This is a genomic window from Pseudomonas mosselii (genome assembly GCF_003205295.1).
Classification (GTDB): Bacteria; Pseudomonadota; Gammaproteobacteria; order Pseudomonadales; family Pseudomonadaceae; genus Aquipseudomonas; species Aquipseudomonas mosselii_B.
In genome coordinates, this window is sequence record NZ_QJRP01000005.1 from 217,346 (window position 1) to 238,287 (window position 20,942).

20 protein-coding genes are annotated in these 20,942 nt (G+C 65.9%); 12 read left to right on the top strand and 8 right to left on the bottom strand.

Annotation, left to right across the window (positions count from 1 at the left end; all coding sequences use genetic code 11):
• Nucleotides 1–5: 5 nt before the first annotated feature.
• The 7 genes from DMX06_RS07320 (at nt 6) to DMX06_RS07350 (ending at nt 7,518) form a co-directional block, all read left to right on the top strand.
• The gene (locus DMX06_RS07320) at nt 6–2,054 is read left to right on the top strand and encodes a phage tail-collar fiber domain-containing protein (protein ID WP_110735893.1); all 2,049 of its coding nucleotides are present in this window, start codon (nt 6–8) and stop codon (nt 2,052–2,054) included.
• A gap of 8 nt (nt 2,055–2,062) precedes the next feature.
• Entirely contained in the window at nt 2,063–2,773 is a 711-nt protein-coding gene (locus tag DMX06_RS07325; protein WP_110735894.1) for a DUF4376 domain-containing protein, read from the top strand.
• Nucleotides 2,770–3,693, top strand: coding sequence for a hypothetical protein (locus tag DMX06_RS07330; protein ID WP_110735946.1), 924 nt, complete (start codon nt 2,770–2,772; stop codon nt 3,691–3,693). The genes DMX06_RS07325 and DMX06_RS07330 overlap by 4 nt, the downstream gene beginning before the upstream one ends.
• Entirely contained in the window at nt 3,690–4,229 is a 540-nt protein-coding gene (locus DMX06_RS07335) for a baseplate complex protein (RefSeq protein WP_110735895.1), read from the top strand. The genes DMX06_RS07330 and DMX06_RS07335 overlap by 4 nt, the downstream gene beginning before the upstream one ends.
• Nucleotides 4,226–4,930 (top strand): hypothetical protein, encoded by a 705-nt coding sequence (locus tag DMX06_RS07340; protein WP_110735896.1) that lies wholly within the window; start codon nt 4,226–4,228, stop codon nt 4,928–4,930. The genes DMX06_RS07335 and DMX06_RS07340 overlap by 4 nt, the downstream gene beginning before the upstream one ends.
• Entirely contained in the window at nt 4,903–5,874 is a 972-nt protein-coding gene (locus DMX06_RS07345) for a hypothetical protein (RefSeq protein ID WP_110735897.1), read from the top strand. The genes DMX06_RS07340 and DMX06_RS07345 overlap by 28 nt, the downstream gene beginning before the upstream one ends.
• Nucleotides 5,875–6,348: 474 nt before the next feature.
• Nucleotides 6,349–7,518 carry an MFS transporter gene (locus tag DMX06_RS07350; RefSeq protein WP_181427793.1) on the top strand — a complete coding sequence of 390 codons (1,170 nt, stop codon included), beginning with the start codon at nt 6,349–6,351 and terminating at the stop codon, nt 7,516–7,518.
• Here the strand turns inward: DMX06_RS07350 and DMX06_RS07355 are convergent.
• The 7 genes from DMX06_RS07355 to DMX06_RS07385 all read right to left on the bottom strand — a co-directional run bounded on the left by DMX06_RS07355 (nt 7,496) and on the right by DMX06_RS07385 (nt 14,424).
• Nucleotides 7,496–8,422, bottom strand: a complete 927-nt coding sequence (locus tag DMX06_RS07355; protein WP_110735899.1) for a LysR substrate-binding domain-containing protein — start codon at nt 8,420–8,422, stop codon at nt 7,496–7,498. The two genes, DMX06_RS07350 and DMX06_RS07355, sit on opposite strands and share 23 nt — an antisense overlap.
• 38 nt (nt 8,423–8,460) lie before the next feature.
• On the bottom strand, nt 8,461–9,405 hold the full coding sequence (locus DMX06_RS07360; protein ID WP_110735947.1) for an HlyD family efflux transporter periplasmic adaptor subunit: 945 nt from the start codon (nt 9,403–9,405) through the stop codon (nt 8,461–8,463).
• 9 nt (nt 9,406–9,414) lie between these two features.
• Complete coding sequence (locus tag DMX06_RS07365) at nt 9,415–9,621, bottom strand: DUF1656 domain-containing protein (protein WP_110735900.1); 207 nt, start codon at nt 9,619–9,621, stop codon at nt 9,415–9,417.
• Entirely contained in the window at nt 9,611–11,767 is a 2,157-nt protein-coding gene (locus DMX06_RS07370; protein ID WP_110735901.1) for an FUSC family protein, read from the bottom strand. Before DMX06_RS07370 ends, DMX06_RS07365 begins: the two co-directional genes overlap by 11 nt.
• 60 nt (nt 11,768–11,827) lie before the next feature.
• Entirely contained in the window at nt 11,828–12,448 is a 621-nt protein-coding gene (gene ycaC, locus DMX06_RS07375) for an isochorismate family cysteine hydrolase YcaC (protein WP_110735902.1), read from the bottom strand.
• A gap of 36 nt (nt 12,449–12,484) precedes the next feature.
• Nucleotides 12,485–13,174 (bottom strand): hydrolase, encoded by a 690-nt coding sequence (locus DMX06_RS07380; RefSeq protein ID WP_110735903.1) that lies wholly within the window; start codon nt 13,172–13,174, stop codon nt 12,485–12,487.
• 260 nt (nt 13,175–13,434) lie between these two features.
• On the bottom strand, nt 13,435–14,424 hold the full coding sequence (locus tag DMX06_RS07385; protein ID WP_110735904.1) for a Fic family protein: 990 nt from the start codon (nt 14,422–14,424) through the stop codon (nt 13,435–13,437).
• Between the two features lie 220 nt (nt 14,425–14,644).
• On the opposite strand from DMX06_RS07385, the gene DMX06_RS07390 reads away from it, so the two are divergent.
• From DMX06_RS07390 to DMX06_RS07400, 3 genes are all read left to right on the top strand, one after another.
• Nucleotides 14,645–15,034: a YybH family protein gene (locus DMX06_RS07390; protein ID WP_110735905.1), complete on the top strand. Its 390-nt coding sequence runs from the start codon at nt 14,645–14,647 to the stop codon at nt 15,032–15,034.
• Nucleotides 15,035–15,119: 85 nt separating this feature from the next.
• Nucleotides 15,120–16,619, top strand: a complete 1,500-nt coding sequence (locus tag DMX06_RS07395) for a purine-cytosine permease family protein (RefSeq protein WP_110735906.1) — start codon at nt 15,120–15,122, stop codon at nt 16,617–16,619.
• 13 nt (nt 16,620–16,632) lie between these two features.
• A complete protein-coding gene (locus DMX06_RS07400) occupies nt 16,633–18,063 on the top strand; it encodes an aldehyde dehydrogenase family protein (protein WP_110735907.1) in 1,431 nt (476 codons plus the stop codon).
• A 519-nt stretch (nt 18,064–18,582) separates the two neighbouring features.
• Here the strand turns inward: DMX06_RS07400 and DMX06_RS26280 are convergent.
• Complete coding sequence (locus DMX06_RS26280; RefSeq protein ID WP_181427794.1) at nt 18,583–18,774, bottom strand: hypothetical protein; 192 nt, start codon at nt 18,772–18,774, stop codon at nt 18,583–18,585.
• Between the two features lie 429 nt (nt 18,775–19,203).
• On the opposite strand from DMX06_RS26280, the gene DMX06_RS07410 reads away from it, so the two are divergent.
• Together DMX06_RS07410 and DMX06_RS07415 are read left to right on the top strand one after the other, a co-directional pair.
• A complete protein-coding gene (locus DMX06_RS07410) occupies nt 19,204–19,461 on the top strand; it encodes a hypothetical protein (RefSeq protein ID WP_110735909.1) in 258 nt (85 codons plus the stop codon).
• 256 nt (nt 19,462–19,717) lie between these two features.
• Nucleotides 19,718–20,935, top strand: coding sequence for a DUF3422 domain-containing protein (locus DMX06_RS07415; protein ID WP_110735910.1), 1,218 nt, complete (start codon nt 19,718–19,720; stop codon nt 20,933–20,935).
• The last annotated feature ends 7 nt before the right edge of the window (nt 20,936–20,942 follow it).

Consider the following 20,942-nt stretch of genomic DNA (forward strand, 5'->3'; position numbering starts at 1 on the left):
CCGCCGTGGCCAGAATCACTTTCGCGGGCGAAAGCCTGATTGCCCAGAAGCAGGGGGCCAAAGAAGTCCTGCAGATCACCCGTTTCATCTACGCCAATGTGCCCGGGCTCGATCCGAACACGCCAATCGACCGCGCCACGACCAAACCGCCGGCCAACCAGATCGTGCACAGCTACGACATCCCGGCGGGCAACAGCGGCTACGTGAACCCCAACCAGGTCGTCTACAGCTCGATGCTGGGCAGCGACATCGGCGACTTCGACTGGAACTGGATGGGCCTGGAAAGCGCCGAGGGCGTGCTGTTCGCCGTGGCCTACCTGCCGCTGCAGCAGAAACGGCGCAACATCCCGCCGCTGCAGATCGGCAACAACGTCACCCGCAACATCCTGGTGGAGTACAGCGGCGCCCAGGAACTGACCGGCATTACCATCGATGCCAGCACCTGGCAGCACGACTTCACCGTGCGCCTGAAAGGCATCGACGAGCGCGAGCGCCTGAGCAACCGCGATGTGTATGGGCGGGCGTGCTTCTTCGGCGACGGTTTGCAGTTCCAGAAGGTCGGCGACAAATACCAGCTGGCCGCCGGCATCGCCTACCTGGAAGGCATGCGCCTGGAGCTGCCCAAGGCCGTGCCGCTGAGCCCGCCGCAAGGTGCGACCCAGGTGTGGATGCATATCACCTGGCGCCGCGAGCAGAACGATGTGATCCCCGGCTGGAAGGTGGTGTACCTGCCCGACCAGCAGGATTACGTCACCCCTGATGGCTGGGTCTACTGCATTCAGCTGGCGGACATCGCCAGCGCCGGGGCCATCACCGACAAGCGCAAATCCGCGCCCATTGCCGGCCCGCTGGTAGAGCACTTCGCCAGCCGCAAGTCGGTTGCGGACCTCGAGGAGGGGATGTCCTCCGCCGGCAAGGCGCGCCGGCTGGCCGAAGCGCGACAGATCGCCTTGCAGGGCGATGTCGTCGGACGCGTGGACTTCGACGGCTCCAAGAACGTGGCGATCCAGTCCACGCTTGCGGACATCGGCGTGGTGCCCGGGACTTACTCCAAAGTCACGATCAATGGCAAAGGCCAGGTCATCGGCAGCGAGGCACTGCTGCAGATCGATATCCCCAACCTGGACTGGAGCAAGATCACCAGCGGCAAACCGACCACCTTGCAGGGGTACGGCATCACCGATGCCGTCAAACGCGGCGACTATGGGTTGGCCTCCAACTTCGCCCCCCCCAGCCCGGTCGACACGATCGGACTGGCCGGCGGCTTCCACACGATGGCCGACGGCCCGACCTCGCTGACGAACTACTGCAGCGTGCTCAACATGCCGTACTACTCCGAGAAATTCTCGGCTCAGATCGCAATGAGCCAGGGAGGCCCTGGAGTGCGCATGTTTGCCCGCGCCACGACCAACCAGGGGCAGTGGACCCCAACCGTCGAGGTGTTCCATACCGGAAACCTGACGCCCGGGGCCATCGTTCCGCCAGGAACGCTCGTCCAGACTTTCAGCCATGCGGCACCGACGGGCACGCTTCGCTGCAATGGCGCGGCCGTCAGCCGGACGACCTTCGCAGCGTTGTTCGCGGCAATCGGCACCTCTTTCGGAGCAGGCGACGGGGCGACTACGTTCAACCTGCCAGATACCCGTGGCCTGTTCATCCGTGATGTCGATGACGGCAAAGGCCTGGATCTTGGACGAACACCAGGCACGGTCCAGCAAAACCAGAACCAGTACCACGCCCACTCAGCATCCACGGCCAATGCCGGCTGGCACGCCCATGGCGGAAGCACCACGTCGGTCGCGGGTAGCCATACCCATGCCTTCAACTACGTCAATACACCGACCACCCAGGATATCCCCGGGATCGGCGCGGCCATGCACCAGGCAGGCGTGAATTGGGCCGCCACCAACCGTATCCAAGCCGCCGGCGATCACAGCCATACCCTGAACATCGTTGGCGACGGCGTTCACGCTCACCCGGTCACGGTAGATCCCTCCGGCGGTAGCGAAGCACGCCCCGTGAACATGGCCCTGTACTACTACATCAAATACTGAGGTGCCCGATGGCAAAGACGAAAACGGTCTACCAGACATCCCCACTGGGCTTGTTCACTGGCACCGCTGAAGCGGACGAGTCGCCGCTTGAGCCCGGCGTGTTCCTGATCCCCGGCGGTTGCGTGGAGACGGCGCCGCCGTCGATCCCCAAGCACAAGGCCGCCCACTGGAATGGCCAGGCCTGGTCCCTGGTGGACTACTACGACGGCCTGGTGGTCTACAGCATCACCACCGCCGAGGCCCTGACCATCACCGGCATGGGGCCGGTCCCCTCGGGTTACACGGTGAAAAAGCCCGGACCGGACCAGGTGTGGAAGAACGGCGAATGGGTGGACGACACCGCCGCCGTTCTGGCCAAGCTCCACCTGCAGAAGCTGGGCGAGATCAACACCGGCTGCGCGCAGTACATCGAGGCCGGCTTCGATTCGGCCGCCCTGGGCGAGGCGCACCGCTACAGCAGTTCGCTGGAAGACCAGGTCAACCTGACCGGCCTGGTGTTCAGCGGCCTGGACAGCGCTTACCCCTGCGCCGGCAGCGATGGCGTGCGTCAGTTCCTGGCCCACACCCGCGACCAGCTGCTGCAGGTGAACAAAGACCTGGTCCTGTTCAAACAGGCGGCCCTGCAGCACGCCGACCAGCTCAAGCGTGAAGCGGCGAAGGCACTGCAGGGCAAGAAACTCGACGCGTTGCGTGCAATCAAGTGGACGGTGCCGGCATGAGCTGGGCGCCCGTCACCTTGCGCTGGCCCGCCGAGGCGACCCGCTGGATGGGCCAGTTGGATACCGCCAAGGCCCTGGCCGGCAGCGAGCTGGCCAGTACCGCACAGCGCCTGAGCGGCCTGCAGGAACTGGCCAGCACCAACCCCGGCCCGGTCGGCGCCGCGGCCAAGGGCGCGATCGAGGCCGGACGCCAGGCGCTGGCCGAGCAACTTGGCGAAGTGCCCAGCTGCCTGGTGGTGACGCCGTTCCAGAGCGGTATCGGCCAGGGGCGTGGCTACCAGCGCTTCCTGTCCGCACCGAACCTGCTGCAGCAACTGGCCAACAAACTGACTGACGCCACCGACGACGCCAGCCCACAGGGTGAGCAGCACGCGCTGTGCCTGCTGTTCCTGGGCACCCGCCACGATCAGCTGGCCGCCGGCCTGGGCCGTTTCAACGCCCTGATGCCGATCCCCGAGCTGGTGCGCGCGCAACGCCGCGCGGAGCACCTGGCCCGGCTCGAAACCGAGAAATGGCAGATTCCCCAGGCCACCGCCCTGCCGCGCTGGGAGGCCTTGCCGCTGGAGCGCTGCACGGTGCTGAAGGCGGCCCAGCAATCGATGGCCGGGCAAATCGCGGTGCTGGAAAGTTACGCCGCCGACAGCTCGCCCATGAGCGACCTGGCCGGGCTGGCGGCGCGCAAGGCCAACCAGCAACAGGTCCGCGACCAGCGCCTGGCCGACCTGCGCCAGCTGCTGGAAGGTGGTCAGGCCGACAGCTCGGTACGCACCCGTCTGCTGGGTCCAGGCAACAACACACAACTGCGCCGCATGCTGCTCGAAGGCGATGCCCCGGGGCATGAATGGGTGATGAGCGCCGGTGTGATCCTGGTCGGCTCGGCCAAGGGCCTGAGCTTCGTTCGTGAAATGGTGGGTTTATGACACTGCTACTGTTGGACGGCCAGCCCGTCGAAGGCAAGACCCTGAAAGTCATCGGCAACCTGCGCATCGAAGCCGAGGACCTGTCCGGCCAGACCAGCAACACCGACACCGCGCACAAGGGCTTCAAGCCCAAGACCCTCACGGTCACCCTGACCATCCCCTACGTCAACGGCGCCTGGCTGCGCAACCTGATGCGCCTGGCCGAAGCCACCGAGAGCGGCGGACAGCTCAAGACCTACCGCATCGTCAACGACACGGCCGAGGCCTTCGGTATCCGCCAGGTGCGCTTCGCCGACAGCGTCAGCGCCCGGGAAGACGACTCGCTGGCCTGCTGGCGGGTGCAGTTTGGCCTGGCCGAAAAGACCTCCAACCCGGAAAAGGTCGAGAAGCGCCGCGCCAAAAAACGCGTCAAGGCCCAGGCCGCTCCGGGGACGGCGGTGGGCGCGAAAGAGGAGGAAGAGGAGAAGGACCCGGAGCTGACCAGCTTCGAGCGCCTGCTGAAAAAAGTGGATGACTGGCTGGGAGAGAAGTCATGAAGCTGCATCAGGTACTCAATGTCGGCGGCGAGCGATACGAGCTGGTCAGGGCGGACGTGCGCCTGGAGCTGCGTAACCCGGGACGGGCGACCTTCATCGTCCAGGCCGAGGCGCCCCTCAAGGGCCTGGTCACCCTCGACATCGGCTACAACGACAGCCCGCTGCAACGGCATTTCATCGGCTACGTCGAGCGCTGCACCAGCGCCAACGCCAGGCAGCAATTGCTGTTCTGCCGGGAACTGGCGGCGATCCTGGCCAGGCCGTTGCCGATGAACCTGCGCCACGTCGACCTGCGCGGCGTGCTCGACCAGGTCAGCCAACAGACCGGCCTGCGCTTTCGCGTGCCCGAGCGGCCCTACGCATCGGTGCGCGCGCCGTTCTTCTACAGCCTGGCCGCCGGCTTCCAGGCCATGGAAAGCCTGGCCCAGGTCTTCGACATCCCCGACTTCATCTGGCAGCAGCAGGGCAACGGCGAGGTGTATGTGGGCAGTTGGGCCGACAGCTACTTCGGCGCGCGCCCCGCGCTGCAACTGCCCATGGAGCTGTTCGACAACTACCAGGGCAACCAGAGCGCCACGATTGCGGCCCTGCCGGGGCTGCGTCCGGGCGCACCGATCAACCACGGCGAGCGCGTGACCCATGTCGCGCTGGCCGACAGCCAGATGGCCATACGATGGAAGACGCAATCCGCCGCGCCGTAGCGCGCCAGTTCCCCGAAATCACCGGCGGCTATCACCTGCCGCGCTTCGGCCGCGTGGTCGCGATACCCGATGCGCCGACGGTGCCCGGGCTGTGCGACGATTTCCGCCCGCGCTTCGGCGTCGATGTCCAGGTGCTGCTGCCGGACGGCGAGCCCGACCCGGCGCTGCCGGTGTTCACCAGCCTGCCGCTGCCGGCGCCCATGGGCGGCCAGGAACGCGGCATGTTCGGCTTCCCCGAGGAGGGCACCACCGTGGTGCTGTCGTTCGCCTACGGGCTGCCGCACAAGCCGTTCATCCAGCAGATCCTGCCCCACGGGCTGAGCCTGCCCAAGGTGCCAAAGGGCGACCTGGTGTGGCAGCACAGCGAGGCCTGCCAGCAGCGCGCCGACGCCGACGGCAACTGGCTGCGTCAGACCGATGGGCGGATCCGCGACAAGGCGATCGAGCGTGAAGTCGAGGCGCTGGCCAACACCGAGCAGTTCCAGAGCCATGCCCGGACGGTGGACGACCACTCCACTGAGACCGTCGGCGGGGTGAAGAAAATCGAGGCCCTCGGCGCGCTCAAGCTGCTGTCCGGCGGCTCCGCCAGCCTGGCCGCCCTCGACGACCTGCACCAGGCCACCGGCCGCGACCTGAACCTGGCGGTGGGGCAGAAACTCAACGCAGCGATTGGCGGCGACGTCCAGGAGCGGATCGAGGGCCTGCGCCACAGCGTGGTGAAGATCAGCCAGCGCCTGCAGGCGCCGAAGACCTGGCTGGGCTCCGAGACGGTGAACGTGCTGCAGGTGCTCTGCGACCTGCTCGACCTGGTCCAGGAGATGAACACCGAGCTGGCCGGGCACGTGCACGGGCCCACGCCACCCCCTGGCAATGCGGCGGTCTTCAGCGGCGCGGCGGTGCGGGCCCAGGCCATGGGGCTCAAGTTGAAGCCGATCACGCTGTGATCTTCAAGGCATTTCGTATTCGCGGGGCCAGCCCGCTCCCACAGGTTCAGCCTTGAGCCTGTGGGAGCGGGCTGGCCCCGCGTTGCGTTTGGGGCGGAAAAAGTTGAGTGTTCACACGACTGACTGCCAGAAGACTTGGATTTACCCCATCGGGAACAGCTTTGCAGCATCACCAGCGTGGGAGCGGGCTTGACCCGCGATCACCGGCGAAGCCGGTGCCATGCCTATAATCGCGGGGCAAGCCCGCTCCCACGCTGGTGATGATGCCCTGCGCGACCTCCCAGCCCATAGAGTCCTGTTCAGCCTGAAAGAATCCAAGGCTTCATCGCCTGCGCACAACCGTCTACAATCCCTCCTGCTTGAACCGGGATAACCGAAGCACTGCCTCGAAACCCGATGGACCTGACCACTGCCGGTCAACCGTCGGGACAAATGGGTCCGGACCTTGGCCGGCCCGTTTATCGGAGGCAACACATGAGCCCGCGTATCTGGCTGCTGGCCCTGGCGACATTCGCCACGGGCATGGCGGAAAACATCACGGTCGGCATCCTGCCGGCCCTGGCCGATGGCCTGCAGGTCCCGCTCGGGATCGCCGGGCAACTGACCACGGTCTTCTCCCTGAGCTTCGCCCTCGCCGCCCCCTTCTCCCCCCTGTTGACCACCCGTTTTCCGTTGCGTCGATTGCTCTGCATCACCCTGGCCCTGTTCGCCTTGTGCAACCTCGCCGCAGCCCTGGCGCCGGGCTATACCTCACTGCTGCTCGCCCGCATCGGCATGGCCATGACCAGCGCCCTCACCTGCCTGACCTGCACCCTGATGGCCACGCGCCTGGTACCCAAGGCCCTGCGTGGCCGTGCCATCGGGGTGATCTTCATGGGTATTTGCAGCTCGCTGGTACTCGGCGTACCCGCCGGGATGCTGCTGTGCGATGTGCTGGGCTGGCGCGGGGTGTTCACCGGTCTGAGCCTGCTGGCGATCGCAGTGCTGCTGATGGCCTGGCGCGGATTGCCGCAACTGCAGAGCAGCGAACGCATCGCGCTGGGCAGCTACCTGCGGCATCTGCGTGACAGCCGCCTGGTGGCCGCCCAGGGCGTATCGCTGTTGATGATCGCCGGGCACTTCACGGTGTTCGCTTACCTCGCCCCCTATGCCCGACAGGTCGCCGACATACCGGTGCAGTGGCTGGCGGCCCTGTTCGCCGTCTTCGGTATCGCCGGCGTCTCGGGTGGCTATGTTGGCGGCTGGATGGCAGATCGGCTCGGCGCGGGCCGATCCATCGCGCTGGCGCCACTGCTCTATCTGGCCAGCTTGCTGGTACTGCCGTTGAGCACGGGCACGCCCTGGCTGTTCCTGCCGGCGATGATGCTCTGGGGCGGGCTGAGCTGGACCACTTCGCCGGTGGTGCAGAGCTACCTGGCGACCCGTGGCGCGGACACCTTCCCCGCCGGCATGAGCCTGAACATGTCGGCCATGCACCTGGGCGTCGGGCTCGGTTCGGCCATCGGCGGCGCGGTGATCACCGGGGCTACGCTGGCGGCCACCCCCTGGGCTGGCGCCGCGCTGACCGCGTTGGCGGCGGGCCTGGCGTTCTGGTCGGCGCGTCCACCTGCCGTGCCTGGCTTCAGCGAGCGCGAACCGGCTTAGCGGCCTGCTGCTCCTGCTCGAAGGCATCGGCCAGGTAGTCGATCAGCTTGCGCACTGCGGGCATCAACCCGCGTCGGGAAGGGAACAATGCCACCACCTCCCCTTCCCGGGGCGCCCAGTCGTCGAGGACATGCGCCAGCCGCCCGCTAGCCAGATCGTCGCGCACCGCCTCCTCGGGCAGCAGCACCACGCCCACGCCGGCCAGGGCGGCCTCGCGCAGTACCGCGAGGTCGTCCGATACCACTCGGGGGCGATGGCGCACGGCAACCTCGGCGCCAGCAGGCCCCACCAGCATCCAGCTAGCGTCCTGCACATTGGCGCCCCAATTCAGGCTCGGCAGGACCTGGAGGCCTTCCGGCGACACGGGCCGCCCGTGTTCGGCCAACAGGCCCGGCGCGGCCACCAGGCACTGCCGGCTCGGGGCCAGGCGACGCATGATCAGCTCACTGCTTTCCAATGGCTGGTGCTGCACGCTCAGCACCAGGTCGAAGCCCTCGCCGATCACATCCACCCGGCGGTTGTAGCTCTTGACCAGCAGCTCGACCACCGGGCATTGCGCCATGAAACTCGCCAGCATCGGCGCCAGGCGCGAATCGAGCAACGCGGTGCTGCTGGCCAGGCGCACGATGCCACGAGGTTCGGCGCGGTTACGCTCGACGGCATCCTCGGCGGCGACGGCCTGCTCGAGCATGCCCAGGCAATGGCGATAATACTCCAGGCCCACCTCGGTCACCTGGAACTGCCGCGTGGAGCGCTGGATCAGGCGCACACCCAGGCGCTCCTCGAGCTTGGCCACGCGCCGGCTGAGGCGTGACTTGGGCAGGCCAAGGATACGCCCGGCGGGCGCGAAGCCGCCGTGCTCCACCACCTTGGCGTAGAGATAAAGGTCGTTCAGGTCGAACATCGGCAACACTCGTCCACGGCTCACTGCTGCATCATCCGTCATTCTTCGAGGATCGTCACAGTGGCGGTGGTCCCGGCCCGCAAAGGAGGCGCCTCGGCAGCCTGGGGCTCCAGGCGCAGGCGTACCGGCACGCGCTGGGCCAGCTTGACCCAGGTGTAGTTCGGGTTGACGTTGGCCAGCAGGCGGTTGCCCGGCTGGTTCTCACGGTCGGTGATGGCGTAGGCGATGCTCTCCACCGTGCCCTGCAACGCCTGGCCATTCATCAGCACGATGCGCGCCCGGCTGCCGACGGCGATGCGCGGCAGCTTGGTCTCTTCGAAGTAGCCACTGACATGGAACGAATCGCTGTCCACCAGCGCCAGCAACGCGGCACCCGGTTGCGCGAAGTCGCCCTGACGGGTCAGCAGGTTGGTGACATGACCATTGACCGGCGCCAGCACCTCGGTGCGCTGCAGGTCGAGCTGTGCCTGTTCCAGCGTGGCTTCGGCCAGTTGCACATTGGCTTGCGCCAGGCCGAGGCTGGACTGCTCGCGCAGCAGGTCGGCCTGGGCCACAGCCACATCAGTCTTGGACTTTTCCCACTCCTCGGCGGAAATGGCCGACAGTGACTGCAGCTTGCCGCGGCGCTGTTCCTCGCTGCGCCGCTGCTTGAGCAACGCCTGGTTGGCGACGATGTTCGCCTGCGACTGCCCCAAGGCTGCCCGTGCCACCTCGACCGCGCGCCGGGCATGCAGCACGGCCAGTTCATAGCGCGCCGGGTCGATGCGCAACAGCAGGTCGCCCTTGTGCACGAACTGATTGTCCCGCACCGGCAGGGCGACGATCCGGCCGCTGACCTCCGCGGCCAGGGTGACCACATCGGCCCGCACCCGTGCGTCGCGGGTCCAGGGCGCCTGGGTATAGTGCGTCCAGGCCAGCCAGCCCAGCACGATGGCAACGGCCAGCATGACCAGGGTCAGGCTGCGCGACAACAGCGGCTTGATCGACGACATCTACCTGCTCACTCCCATCCACAACAACAAGGCCGCGCAAATCGCGGTGTACAAGGCACCCTGGAACAGCGCCGGATGCCAGACGAATGCCAGCACGCCCACCCGGCGCAACAAGGCATCGACCAGCACAAACAACGGCAGCGCCAGTAGCAGCGCCTGGGCGATGGGCGGCAGGTAGACCCCGCCCACCTCGAAATCAATGGGCATTGGCCACCTCCGAAATCAGCCGTGCGCCTTTAGGCTCCAGCACTCGGCGATAGCGCGTCAGCAACTGCCCAGCCACCGCCAGGGCCACCCGCAGGATGAACAGCCGACGCAAGACATCACGCTCCATTGGCCCTGGCGCGCCATGCAGGGCATCGAGCGCCTGCGTGTGGTCATCCAGCTCACGCAAAAGCGGGTCGAGCTCCACTGCTCCCTGGCCACCGATGAAATCGGCAATGCCCTGCAGGCTTTCCCGCAATCGAGCGCGGGTTGCCGACGGCAATGCCAGGCCACTGTCGCACAGGGTGCGCGCCTGGCCCAGGGCGATGGCCAACGCCGGACACACCAGCGCACACTCGACGCGCTCGCGGGAAGCCATGTCCGGGGCGGCCGGCAGTAGACCGATCAATGCCGACAGGCGATCAAGCAACAGGCTCTCGAAGGCGAACTGCCCTGCCAGCGAACCGCTCCCGAGCACCTGGCGGCGCACATCCTCACGGGTCTGGCGAAACAATCGGGCGATGCGTTTCTGCGCATTGAACGGAAAGACCAGCGCGAACACGGCCATCGCCAGCACCCCGGCCACCAGGTAGCCACCGGCGAACTCGAACCACTGGATGTCGCTGTTGTGATAGGCCCCGATATTCTGCGGCCCGATCATCAGCAGGCTGATCAGACCGATGCCCATGCCGATCCCCGCGGTCATCGGGTTGGCCAGGCCGACGGCCGCCAGGTACAGCAACGGTGCCAGGCACAGGGCAAGCATCTCGAAGTCGGTGAACAGCGGCAGCAGGGCGAACTGATAGAGCGCGGACAAGCCCATGCCCACCAACAGCCCGCGGTTGTAGTTCTGGCTGGCCAGCAGCGGTCGGGGCAAGGTCGCCATCAGCGAACACATCACACCCATCAGGATCACCGCCGAACGCGCACCATCCCAGGCGCTCTCGATCCACAACCCGCCGATCAGCAACAGGGCCAGGCAGGCGCGCACGGCGTTCATCGCCGCCAGCGGCCAGTCCAGGTGCAAGGCGCTGGCGCGCCCCAGTTGCTGGGGACAACTGGCCAGACGGCCCTGCTGGATCGCCTCGTTCAGCTCGATCAGCTCGTCCAGTTGCTGCAGCAGGCGCGCCTGCTCCCAGCGCAAGGCCCAGGCCAGGGCACGCAGGTGCGGGGGCAGCGGCTCGTTGAGAAACTCGGCGCGATCGGCGGCGTCATCGAAGCCCTTGTGCAGGGTGCGCAGGGCCTCGCGGTCCGCTGCCGAGAGCGCCATACCGTCACGTGCCAGCGCATCCAGGCTCGCCAGTTCGGCGTCGCGCAGCAGCTGGATATCCGCGGGCAGCGGCCCCTGCCAGTGCGCCTTGATCAGCTCACGCTGCTGACGCAGCACCAGCAGTCGCGAAACCAGCAGCACCAGCTGGTTGGCGAACAGTTGCACCAGCCCATCGCCGCTGCGCAGGTGCGGGGCATCGAAGTACAGGTGCCGACGCAACCCCTCCAGCGCGCTGACCTCGGCGATCAACCGGGCCTGACGCTGACCGAATGCGGCCTCGTCCTCTTCGGTGCGGATCACCTCGGCGGCATGCTGGGCGATCAGTTTCAGCAGGCTGTCGACTTTGGCGAAATAGCTGTTGGCCACCGCCTGCGGGCGGGCCGTCAGCAGGCTGACCACGGCCACGCAGGCCACCGCCAGCAAGGTCTCGGTAACCCGTGTAACGGCCAGCATGAAGGTGCCCTCGGGCTCGGGTACGGCCAGCATGGCCACCACCACCGCGGTAAAGCCGCTGAGCACGAAGGCATGGGAATCGGTATAGCGCAGCAAGGTGCCACCGGCGGTGCACAGCCCCAGCCACAGCGCCAGGCTGACCAGCAGGGTGTACGGCATCTGCGCGAACAACGCCATCAGCAGCACGGCCACCGCCGCGCCGACCACGGTGCCGAGCACCTGCGCGAGGCTGCGCTTGAGGGTCATGCCGGCCAGCGGCAGGCTGATGATGATCACTGTCATCAGCGCCCATTTCGGTTGTTCCAGGTCGAACACGAACGCCAGGTAGAGACACAGCAGGCCCGCCACCACCGTGCGCAGCGCGAACAGCAGCACATCGCGTCCGGGGCGCAGGGCAAGCCTGAAATAGGCAATCAGTGGAGCCATCCATTACCTCGTAACCGACAAGGCGGGTCCGGGCCCCGGCACCGGGGCCCGGACACACCGTCACTTGGCCAGCTTGCTGTAGCTGGTCATCAGGTTACGGTAGTCGGGAATGTGGTTGGAGAACAACGTGCCCAAGCCTTCGATGTCGTTGCGCCAGTCGCGGTGCAGCTCGCAGGCCACGCCGAACCAGGTCATCAGCTGGGCGCCGGCGGCCTCCATGCGACGCCAGGCCGAGTCGCGGGTCAGCTCGTTGAAGGTGCCGGAGGCGTCGGTCACCACGAACACATCGAAACCCTCCTCCAGCGCCGACAGCGCCGGGAAAGCCACGCACACCTCGGTGACCACGCCGGCGATGATCAGCTGCTTCTTGCCGGTGGCCTTCACCGCCTTGACGAAGTCCTCGTTGTCCCAGGCGTTGATGTTGCCGGGACGGGCGATGTAGGGCGCGTCGGGGAATTGCTCCTTGAGCTCGGGCACTAGCGGGCCGTTGGGACCGGTCTCGAAGCTGGTGGTTAGGATGGTCGGCAGCTTGAAGTATTTGGCCAGGTCGGCCAGCGCCAGCACGTTGTTCTTGAACCGGTCCGGGTCGATATCGCGCACCAGCGACAGCAAACCGGTCTGGTGATCGACCAGCAGGACTGCGGCGTTGTTCTTGTCCAGACGCTTGTATTGGAATGCCATGGTGGATCTCCTTGCTTGGATAGGGAACAGCCAGATTCAGTTGCGTTGCGAGTCTAGTTGCTCATGACCGGTGACGACGGCCTGGGCCTTGGTGTAGCTCTCGATCAGCAGTTGGTAGTGCGGGAACACCGCGCTGTAGGCCTCGGCCCACTGGGCGGCGTCAGGGCGGTTCCAGGTGCGTTGGACCTCGGAGCAGACGGCGGCGGTGTCCATCGGCACCACGCCGGCCTGGACCACCCGCGCCAGGGTCACTTCCTGGGCCATCTTGGAGTAGGTGCCTGACGCATCGATGACAGCGAACACCTGGTAGCCGGCGGCCACCGCGCTGATGCTGGGGAAGGCCATGCAAACGCTGGTGATGGTACCGGCGATGATCAGCTGCTTGCGCCCGGTGGCCTTCACCGCGGCGACGAACTCGGGATTGTCCCAGGCGTTGATCTCACCCTTGCGGGCCACGTATTGCGCATGTGGCGCGGCCTCGTGGATTTCCGGGATCAACGGGCCGTTGGGGCCCTGGGGTACCGAGGCGGTGGTGATGACCGGGATCTTCGCCAGGCTGGCGACCTTGGCCAGGGTGATGGCATTGGCCCGCAGCTCGGTCATGGGCATGTCCTTGACCGTCTGGAACAGGCCGCTCTGGTGGTCGATCAGCAGCATGGTGGCGTTGTCGGGGTCGATGCGTGGCACCTGGCCTTCGAAGTTGGCGGCTTGCGAGAAATTGCTCATCGTTCTCTCCTTCAGGTGTGGAGAACAGGCCATCCTGGCCGCTGCGGTCTGGCCGCGCCCCACACATCCACAGTGGGGACTATGAGAGTAGGCAACGCAGGCTGAACGAAGCGACCGTCAGTCGGCGGGCCGTGGGAGATGCCCGTGCGGCCTGGGGCCAGACGGGCGACAGGGCTAACGGTAGAGAGGAGAGACGCGGGCCGGTAGGCCCATGGGTGAACCCTCAGAGTTCTACCTGAAGAACAGTGAGGCGGGCGCCGCTATCGTGAGGTACGACGATATTGCTGCATCGGACTGCGCGGGGCTGCCGGATCGGTCATCTCGATCAGACCGGCCGCCAGCGCCGGTTTGAGGTAGTTCGCTCTGAAGGTATGCCGATGAGACAGCTCGAGGCGCTCCATCAGTTCATTGGCGCGCAGCGCGACACCCGGTTTCAGAACCTCCAGTAATCGTGCTACTTGGTCGGTTACTTGGTCGGTTACTTGGTCGGTCTCACTCGCCTCGGCCAATGCCTGCCGCAGTGCCTGGAGCATGAACTCGACAAAGGGCGTGGCCTCGCCAGCCTGATCCGCAGCCGCCAAGGCACCGTAGTACGCCTCCTGCTGGGCACAGATCACCGACTCCACCGGCAGGTAGGCGAGTACCGGGCGCCAGTGGCTCAGTATCAGCGTCTGCCACAGACGCCCCATCCGCCCGTTGCCATCGGCGAAAGGATGGATGAACTCGAATTCGTAATGAAAGACGCAGCTGCTGATCAACGGGTGCCAGTCACTGGCGCCCAGCCAACGCAGCAGGTCATGCATCAGCGGCTGCAAGCGACTGGCAGGCGGTGCCATGTGCAACAGGCGCTGGCCGCGATAGATGCCGACACCTCCTTGGCGAAACTGACCGGCGTCATCGATCAACCCCATCATCAGCAGCTTGTGGGCAGCCAGCAGATCAGCCTGACGCTCGGGCAGCCAGCCGCTCATCGCTTCATAGGTGGCAAAGGCATTGCGCACCTCCTGGATTTCACGCGGCAGGCCGAGTACCCGCTTCCCTTCCAGAACCGCAGTGACCTGTTCGACGCTCAGTGTATTGTTTTCGATCGCCAGCGAGGCCTGGATGGTACGAATGCGGTTGCCCCGGCGCAGTTGCGGGGTAAGCGCCACTTCCCGATTAGCCGTAAGTGCACCCACCTGCTCGCTGATATCGGCAACCAGCGCCAGCATGCGCGGTGTCACGGTCAGTGGCGGCAGATACTGGCTCATGGGGAATGTCCATCGGGTCTGAAAGCGTGGGAATGATCGTGAAGCTTGATGACGTCAAGGCTGTCGACACCTTAGCCAGTGGCAACACCCGGGTAAAGCACAGCACCCCATTGGTTCACGATTTCCTGAACTGATTATTTGCCCACAGCGATTTTTCCCCTCGCCCACCGCCACCAGAATCGCTTCACCAACAATCACAATAAACCGTGAGGCCACTCCCGTGGACCAGACACTCCAGGTACGGCAGGCCGCCGCCGACCTCGTTGCCGCCTTCGCCAGCAACGACACCGCCCGCTACTTCGCCTGCTTCAGCGAAGACGCCACCTTTCTTTTCCACACCGTGCCGCAACCGCTGCTGTCACGCCGCGCCTATGAAGAACTCTGGGCCAGCTGGCAGGCAGACGGATTCGCCGTGCTCGGCTGTGAGTCCAGCAACGCGCAGGTGGGCCTGCAGGGCGACGTGGCGATCTTCATGCACGATGTGGCCACGCGCCTGCGCGTGGCCGGCGAAACCCTCGACCTGAACGAGCGCGAGACCATCGTCTTCCGCTTGCACGGGGAACGCTGGCTGGCCTGCCACGAGCACCTGTCGGTCATCTCGCCGGCCTGATTCCCTTAAGCGGCCCTGCCGCACTGCCATCGCACCCACAACAAGGCCGCCCGACGGCCGACAACATTCGCGCTGGAGCACCACCATGAGCCACTCGACCGGTATCGAGACCAATGGCGTCGAACAGATCCCCGACGATCAACGCGACGCCGCCCCGCTGGACCTGTTCCGCCTGATCTTCGGCGGCGCCAACACCTTCGCCACCGCCGTGCTGGGCAGCTTCCCGGTGCTGTTCGGGCTGTCATTCCAGGCCGGGGTCTGGGCGATTTTGCTCGGCGTCGGCGTGGGCGCGCTGATCCTCGCGCCGATGGGCCTGTTCGGCGCGCTCAACGGCACCAACAACGCGGTATCGTCCGGCGCGCACTTCGGCGTGCACGGGCGTATCGTCGGCTCGTTCCTGTCGTTGCTGACCGCCGTGGCGTTCTTCTCGCTGTCGGTGTGGAGCTCGGGCGATGCCCTGGTCGGCGGCGCCAAGCGCCTGGTCGGCCTGCCGGAAACCGACCTGACCCTGGGCCTGGCCTACGGTCTGTTCGCGGTGCTGGTGCTGGTGGTGTGCATCTTTGGTTTTCGCTTCATGCTGTGGGTCAACAAGATCGCGGTGTGGGCCTCGAGCCTGCTGTTCCTGCTGGGTATCTTCGCCTTCGCCGGGCCCTTTGACGCGGGCTACGCCGGCAGCGTCAACCTCGGCCAGGCCGGTTTCTGGGCGGCGTTCGTCGGCGCGGCGATCCTGGCCATGAGCAACCCGGTGTCGTTCGGCGCGTTCCTCGGCGACTGGTCGCGTTATATCCCGCGCGAAACCGCCAAGTCACGCATCATGCTGGCGGTGATCCTGGCCCAGGCCGCCACGCTGATCCCGTTCCTGTTCGGCCTGTGCACCGCCACCCTGGTGGCCAGCCAGGCGCCGGACTACATCGCCGCCAACAACTACGTCGGCGGCCTGCTGGCGATCTCGCCGGGCTGGTTCTTCCTGCCGGTGTGCCTGATCGCGGTGATCGGCGGCATGTCCACCGGCACCACGGCGCTGTATGGCACCGGCCTGGACATGTCCAGCGTGTTCCCGCGCCTGCTCAGCCGCGCCGCCGCCACCCTGCTGATCGGCGTGCTGGCCATCGGCTTCATCTTCGTCGGCCGCTTTACCTTCAACCTGGTGCAGAGCGTGTCGACCTTCGCCGTGCTGATCATCACCTGCACAAGCCCGTGGATGGTGATCATGATCCTCGGCCTGATCACCCGCCGCGGCTTCTACCACGCCGACGACCTGCAGGTGTTCACCCGTGGCCAGCAGGGCGGTCACTACTGGTTCGACCATGGCTGGAACTGGCGCGGCATGGGCGCGTGGGTCCCCAGCGCGGCCATCGGCCTGTGCTTCGTCAACCTGCCCGGGCAGTTCGTCGGCCCGCTGGGCGAACTGGCCGGCGGCATCGACCTGAGCCTGCCGGTGACCCTCGGCATCGCCGCCGTGCTGTACCTGATCCTGCTCAACCTGTTCCCTGAACCCGCTGGCGTGTACGGCCCCCGTGGCCCGCGCTGGGTGCGCTGCAAAAGTACGCCCGTAAAGCCCGTGACCACCGCCGAAATGGCCTGACTGGAATCCGACCATGACCACACCTCACTACATCGACGGCCGCTGGGTCGAAGGCCAGGGCAACGACTGCATCGTTATTCACAACCCGTCCGACGGCCAGCCGTTCGCCGAACTGATGGCCGCCAGCAGCGCCCAGGTCGACCAGGCCGTGGCTGCCGCGCGCCGTGCCCTGGCATCGTGGAAGACAGTCAGCGCCGCCGAGCGCGCCACCTACCTGCGCGGCTTCGCCGAACAGCTGGGTCAGCGCCGCGACGAACTGATCGCCCTGCAGATGCGCAACAACGGCAAGCCGCGCCATGAGGCCGAAATCGACCTGGACGACGCCATCGCCACCTTCGCCTATTACGCAGACCTCGCCGAGCAACTGCCGGCGAAGAACCGCGACGTGCCCCTGGCCGCGCCGGGCTTCACTGCCCGCACCCGTCTGGAACCGGTGGGTGTGGTCGGCCTGATCGTGCCGTGGAACTTCCCGCTGGTGACCAGTGCCTGGAAGCTCGCCCCGGCCCTGGCGGCCGGCTGCACCGTGGTGCTCAAACCTTCCGAGGTCACCCCGCTGATCGAGCAGGCCTACGGCCAGATCGCCGAGGTGCTGGGCCTGCCGGCCGGCGTGCTGAACATCGTGGGCGGCAAGGCCGAGACCGGCGCCGCCCTGAGTGGCCACAACGGCCTGGACAAGCTGTCGTTCACCGGCAGCAACGGCGTTGGCAGCCAGGTGATGCGCGCCGCCGCCGCCCAGTGCCGGCCGGTGACGCTGGAGCTGGGCGGCAAGTCGGCCATCGTGGTGTTCGACGATTGCGATGTCGACCAGGCGGTGGAGTGGATCGTCGCCGGCATCACCTGGAACGCCGGGCAGATGTGCTCGGCCACCTCGCGCCTGCTGGTGCAGGACGGCATCGCCGACGCCCTGCTGCCGCGCTTGCAGGCGGCGCTGGAAGCATTGCGCGTGGGCAACCCGCTGGCGGAAGAAGTGGACATGGGACCGCTGACCAGCCAGGCGCAGTGGCTCAAGGTCGCCGGCTATTTCGCCACCGCCCGCGAAGAGGGCCTGAAGTGCCTGGCCGGCGGCAAGGCGCTGGACCGTGACGGCTGGTTCGTCAGCCCGACGCTGTACGTGGATGTGCCCGAAAGCAGCCGTCTATGGAGTGAGGAAATCTTCGGCCCGGTGCTCTGCGCACGGCGCTTCAGCACCGAGGCCGAGGCCATCGCCCAGGCCAACGACAGCCGCTTCGGGCTAGTGGCCACCGTCTGCTCCGCCGACCTGGAACGCGCCGAGCGCGTCGCCGACGCGCTGGAGGTCGGGCATGTGTGGATCAACTCGGTGCAGGCGGTGTTCGTCGAGACCTCGTGGGGCGGGACCAAGGGCAGCGGCATTGGCCGAGAGCTTGGGCCTTGGGGGCTTTCGGGGTATCAGTCGGTGAAGCATGTGACGCGGTGTTTGGGGTGAGTAGCTGAGCCCTTTCACAGGGCGCGTGAGGCTGGCAGGTGTTCGACGGCAGCCTTGCAGCGCCTGCGAGATCGAGCGCCGCCCGCGCGGCGCATCGTGACGCAAGGCCGCTCCCACATTTGTTGCAACGTACCGAACCTGTCAGGCCATGGTTGCCCGCCTTGGTGCCTGTCTTGAGACAGGTGAGGCGCCAGTGGTGCCTACACTGAAACCGCGTCGTACCAACAAGGCGGACCCGGTAATGGCACAGGATTGACTGGCCCGAAACAGATGTAGGAGCGGCCTTGCGTCGCGATGCGCCGCGCGGGCGGCGCTCGATCTCGTAAGCGCCTCAAAACAAACGTCGTACACCTGGGCGCCGGCACGCGACAGTCTTCAGTATCCTCGAAAGCCCAGCCCTCCATTCCCATCGAGGGTCAAGCCCGCTCCCACGACAACCCGCGCTACTTCTGCCCAGCCTCATTGATCCAGCGGGCAATGGCGCACTTGCGATCTGATCATTTGCATCACCTGCCACACTCAAATCCAACGCTTCGGCCTACTCATAAGGTTTTGAAGGCATTGGTTTTCCTTGAGCGGGTAATATTCGAGGTTGTCGATGAACGCTTCAAATGCCTCATCACCGACCACGAATGGCTGAGACTCCAATTCATCCACCTCCGAGACAGGATTGTTCGGCCTTTCGTCATACGCAAGATTCGTGTCTTTCAAAATCACCTCCTTGGAAGCAATGACCAGAACCACATCGCCAGGCCAATCATTCTGGCCAATCTCAGAGCGATAAAAACCCTGCCTGTGCAAATCAGCCTTGCCTGTCAGAGATTTCCGAACCTGAAACAAAGTGCTTCAAAGCAGAACAGCTTGGGAATTACCCTACGCACGCTGCCGACGCGTCTGAATTGTCGAGGACCATCAGCAGGACTAACTTCCCTAGGTCGTCTTACCGGCGACCAGGGGTGAGAGCCTGCCACCGTCGAAATGAAGTACGCAGCACTGCCATGGCGGCTGTGCGCGGGCAGGCCCAGGCCTGGCCGGCATTTGCTCATTTCGACCGGTCTCTCACCCCGCGTACGGCTGCCACCCTCATCCTGTGAGAGGGATCTGGAGGCGGCACCTTTCCAATCGAAATGAGTGCTTCCCATGAAAAAGATCGTTCCCGATCCACCCCCTGCCAAATCGCTCAACCGCCCCTTCTTCACCATCAACGACGATATGCCCACCACCGAGGCGCTGCTTCACGCCATCCAGCTGATGCGTGGTATCGAAGACACCATCGACGAGTACTGCTGCGCCCTGGCCGGCGAACCCGGACTGGGAATGCTGGTGAACGCCGCGCACAACATGCAGATGGGGCGGGCGTTGGCGGAATATGCGCTGAACCGCTGCTCTTGCGGCTGACGCCAGGAGACCTGCCCTGCGCGATCCCTGTAGGAGCGGCCTCGTGCCGCGAAAGGGGCGCGTAGCGGCCCCAGGGTCTGCGCCACGAGACAGATCGCCGGGGCCGCTTCGCAGCCCTTTCGTGGTACAAGGCCGCTCCTACACAGGCAGGTGTAAATCCCGAACACACGGCCCCGGCACCCCGTGACTTTTGCCCTGCCCTGCGAAGTCACACCTCCTGGTAGCCCCACAATCACAACACCAGGCCAGCCCACCCATGCATCCTCTTCGCACCGCCCTGCACAACGAACTGCACGCCCGCCCGTCGCTGTACTTCGACGACCCGGCGCATGTCTTCCACCTTGCCGTGCTCGGCGACGCCAGCGCCTGCCAGGCCCTGTTGCAACGCTGCTGCCCCGAGGCCCCCGATACCCATGCGGCCCAGGGCATCACCCGGCTGTACGGCCACCCGTTCAAGTGGGAACGCCACACCGAATTCTTCACCCTGACCCTGGTGGTGCCCTGCACGACCCACGACAGCGACTGGCAACCCCTGCCCGCCGTGCTCGCCGAGGCCATCGCCCCGCAGGCGGCGCAGGTGATCAACGCCGTGCAGGTACTGGTTCGCGACGAACAGGACCTCGACCTCGGCCGCTATGGCTTCAAGGACCCCTGCGGGTCCAGCGTCGGCGGCGGCGATGCGGTGGTGTGGAGCGATTTCCGCCTGACCGAGGACGGCACCAACCGCTTCCTGTTCATCAACCGCCGGCTCAACGCCTACCGCCAGGGCCGCATGATCCGCCGCGTGCTGGAGATCGAGACCTACCGCATGATGGCCTCGCTGACCCTGGACACGGCCAAGGCCCTGAGCCAGGAGCTGGACGACTTCGACGCCACCCTGGTGAGCCTTTCCGAGCGCGGCGCCAGCAGCGCGGCACACGACTCCAAGGCCCTGCTCGAAGCCATCGCCCACCTGTCGCGCCAGGTGGTCGACCGCACGGTGCAGACCCGCCATCGTTTCGGCGCCAGTCAGGCCTATGCGCAGCTGGTGTTCGAACGCCTGGGCGAACTGCGTGAGAGCCATGTCGCCGACTGCCAGCGCCTGGGGGTGTTCATCGAGCGACGCTTCAAGCCGACCCTGCGCTACTGCGCGGCCACCGAGCAGCGGCTGGAACAGCTGGCGAAGAACGTCGCCAACCTGGGCGACTTGTTGCAAGCCCGGGTACAGGTAGAGATGGAGGAGCAGAACGCCGAGATCCTGCGCAGCCTCAATGCCCGGGCCGACGCCCAGGTGAAGATCCAGCGGGCGGTGGAAGGCTTGTCGATCATTGCCATCACCTACTACCTGCTGAACCTGTTCAAGCTGCTGTATGGCGGGTTGAATGTGCTGGGGGCGGGATTGACGGCGCGGGAGGCGATGCTGGGGATGGCACCGGTGGCGGGGTTGGTGCTGCTGGTCATCCTGCTGCGGATTCGACGAGCCAAGCAGCATTGAAAACTTC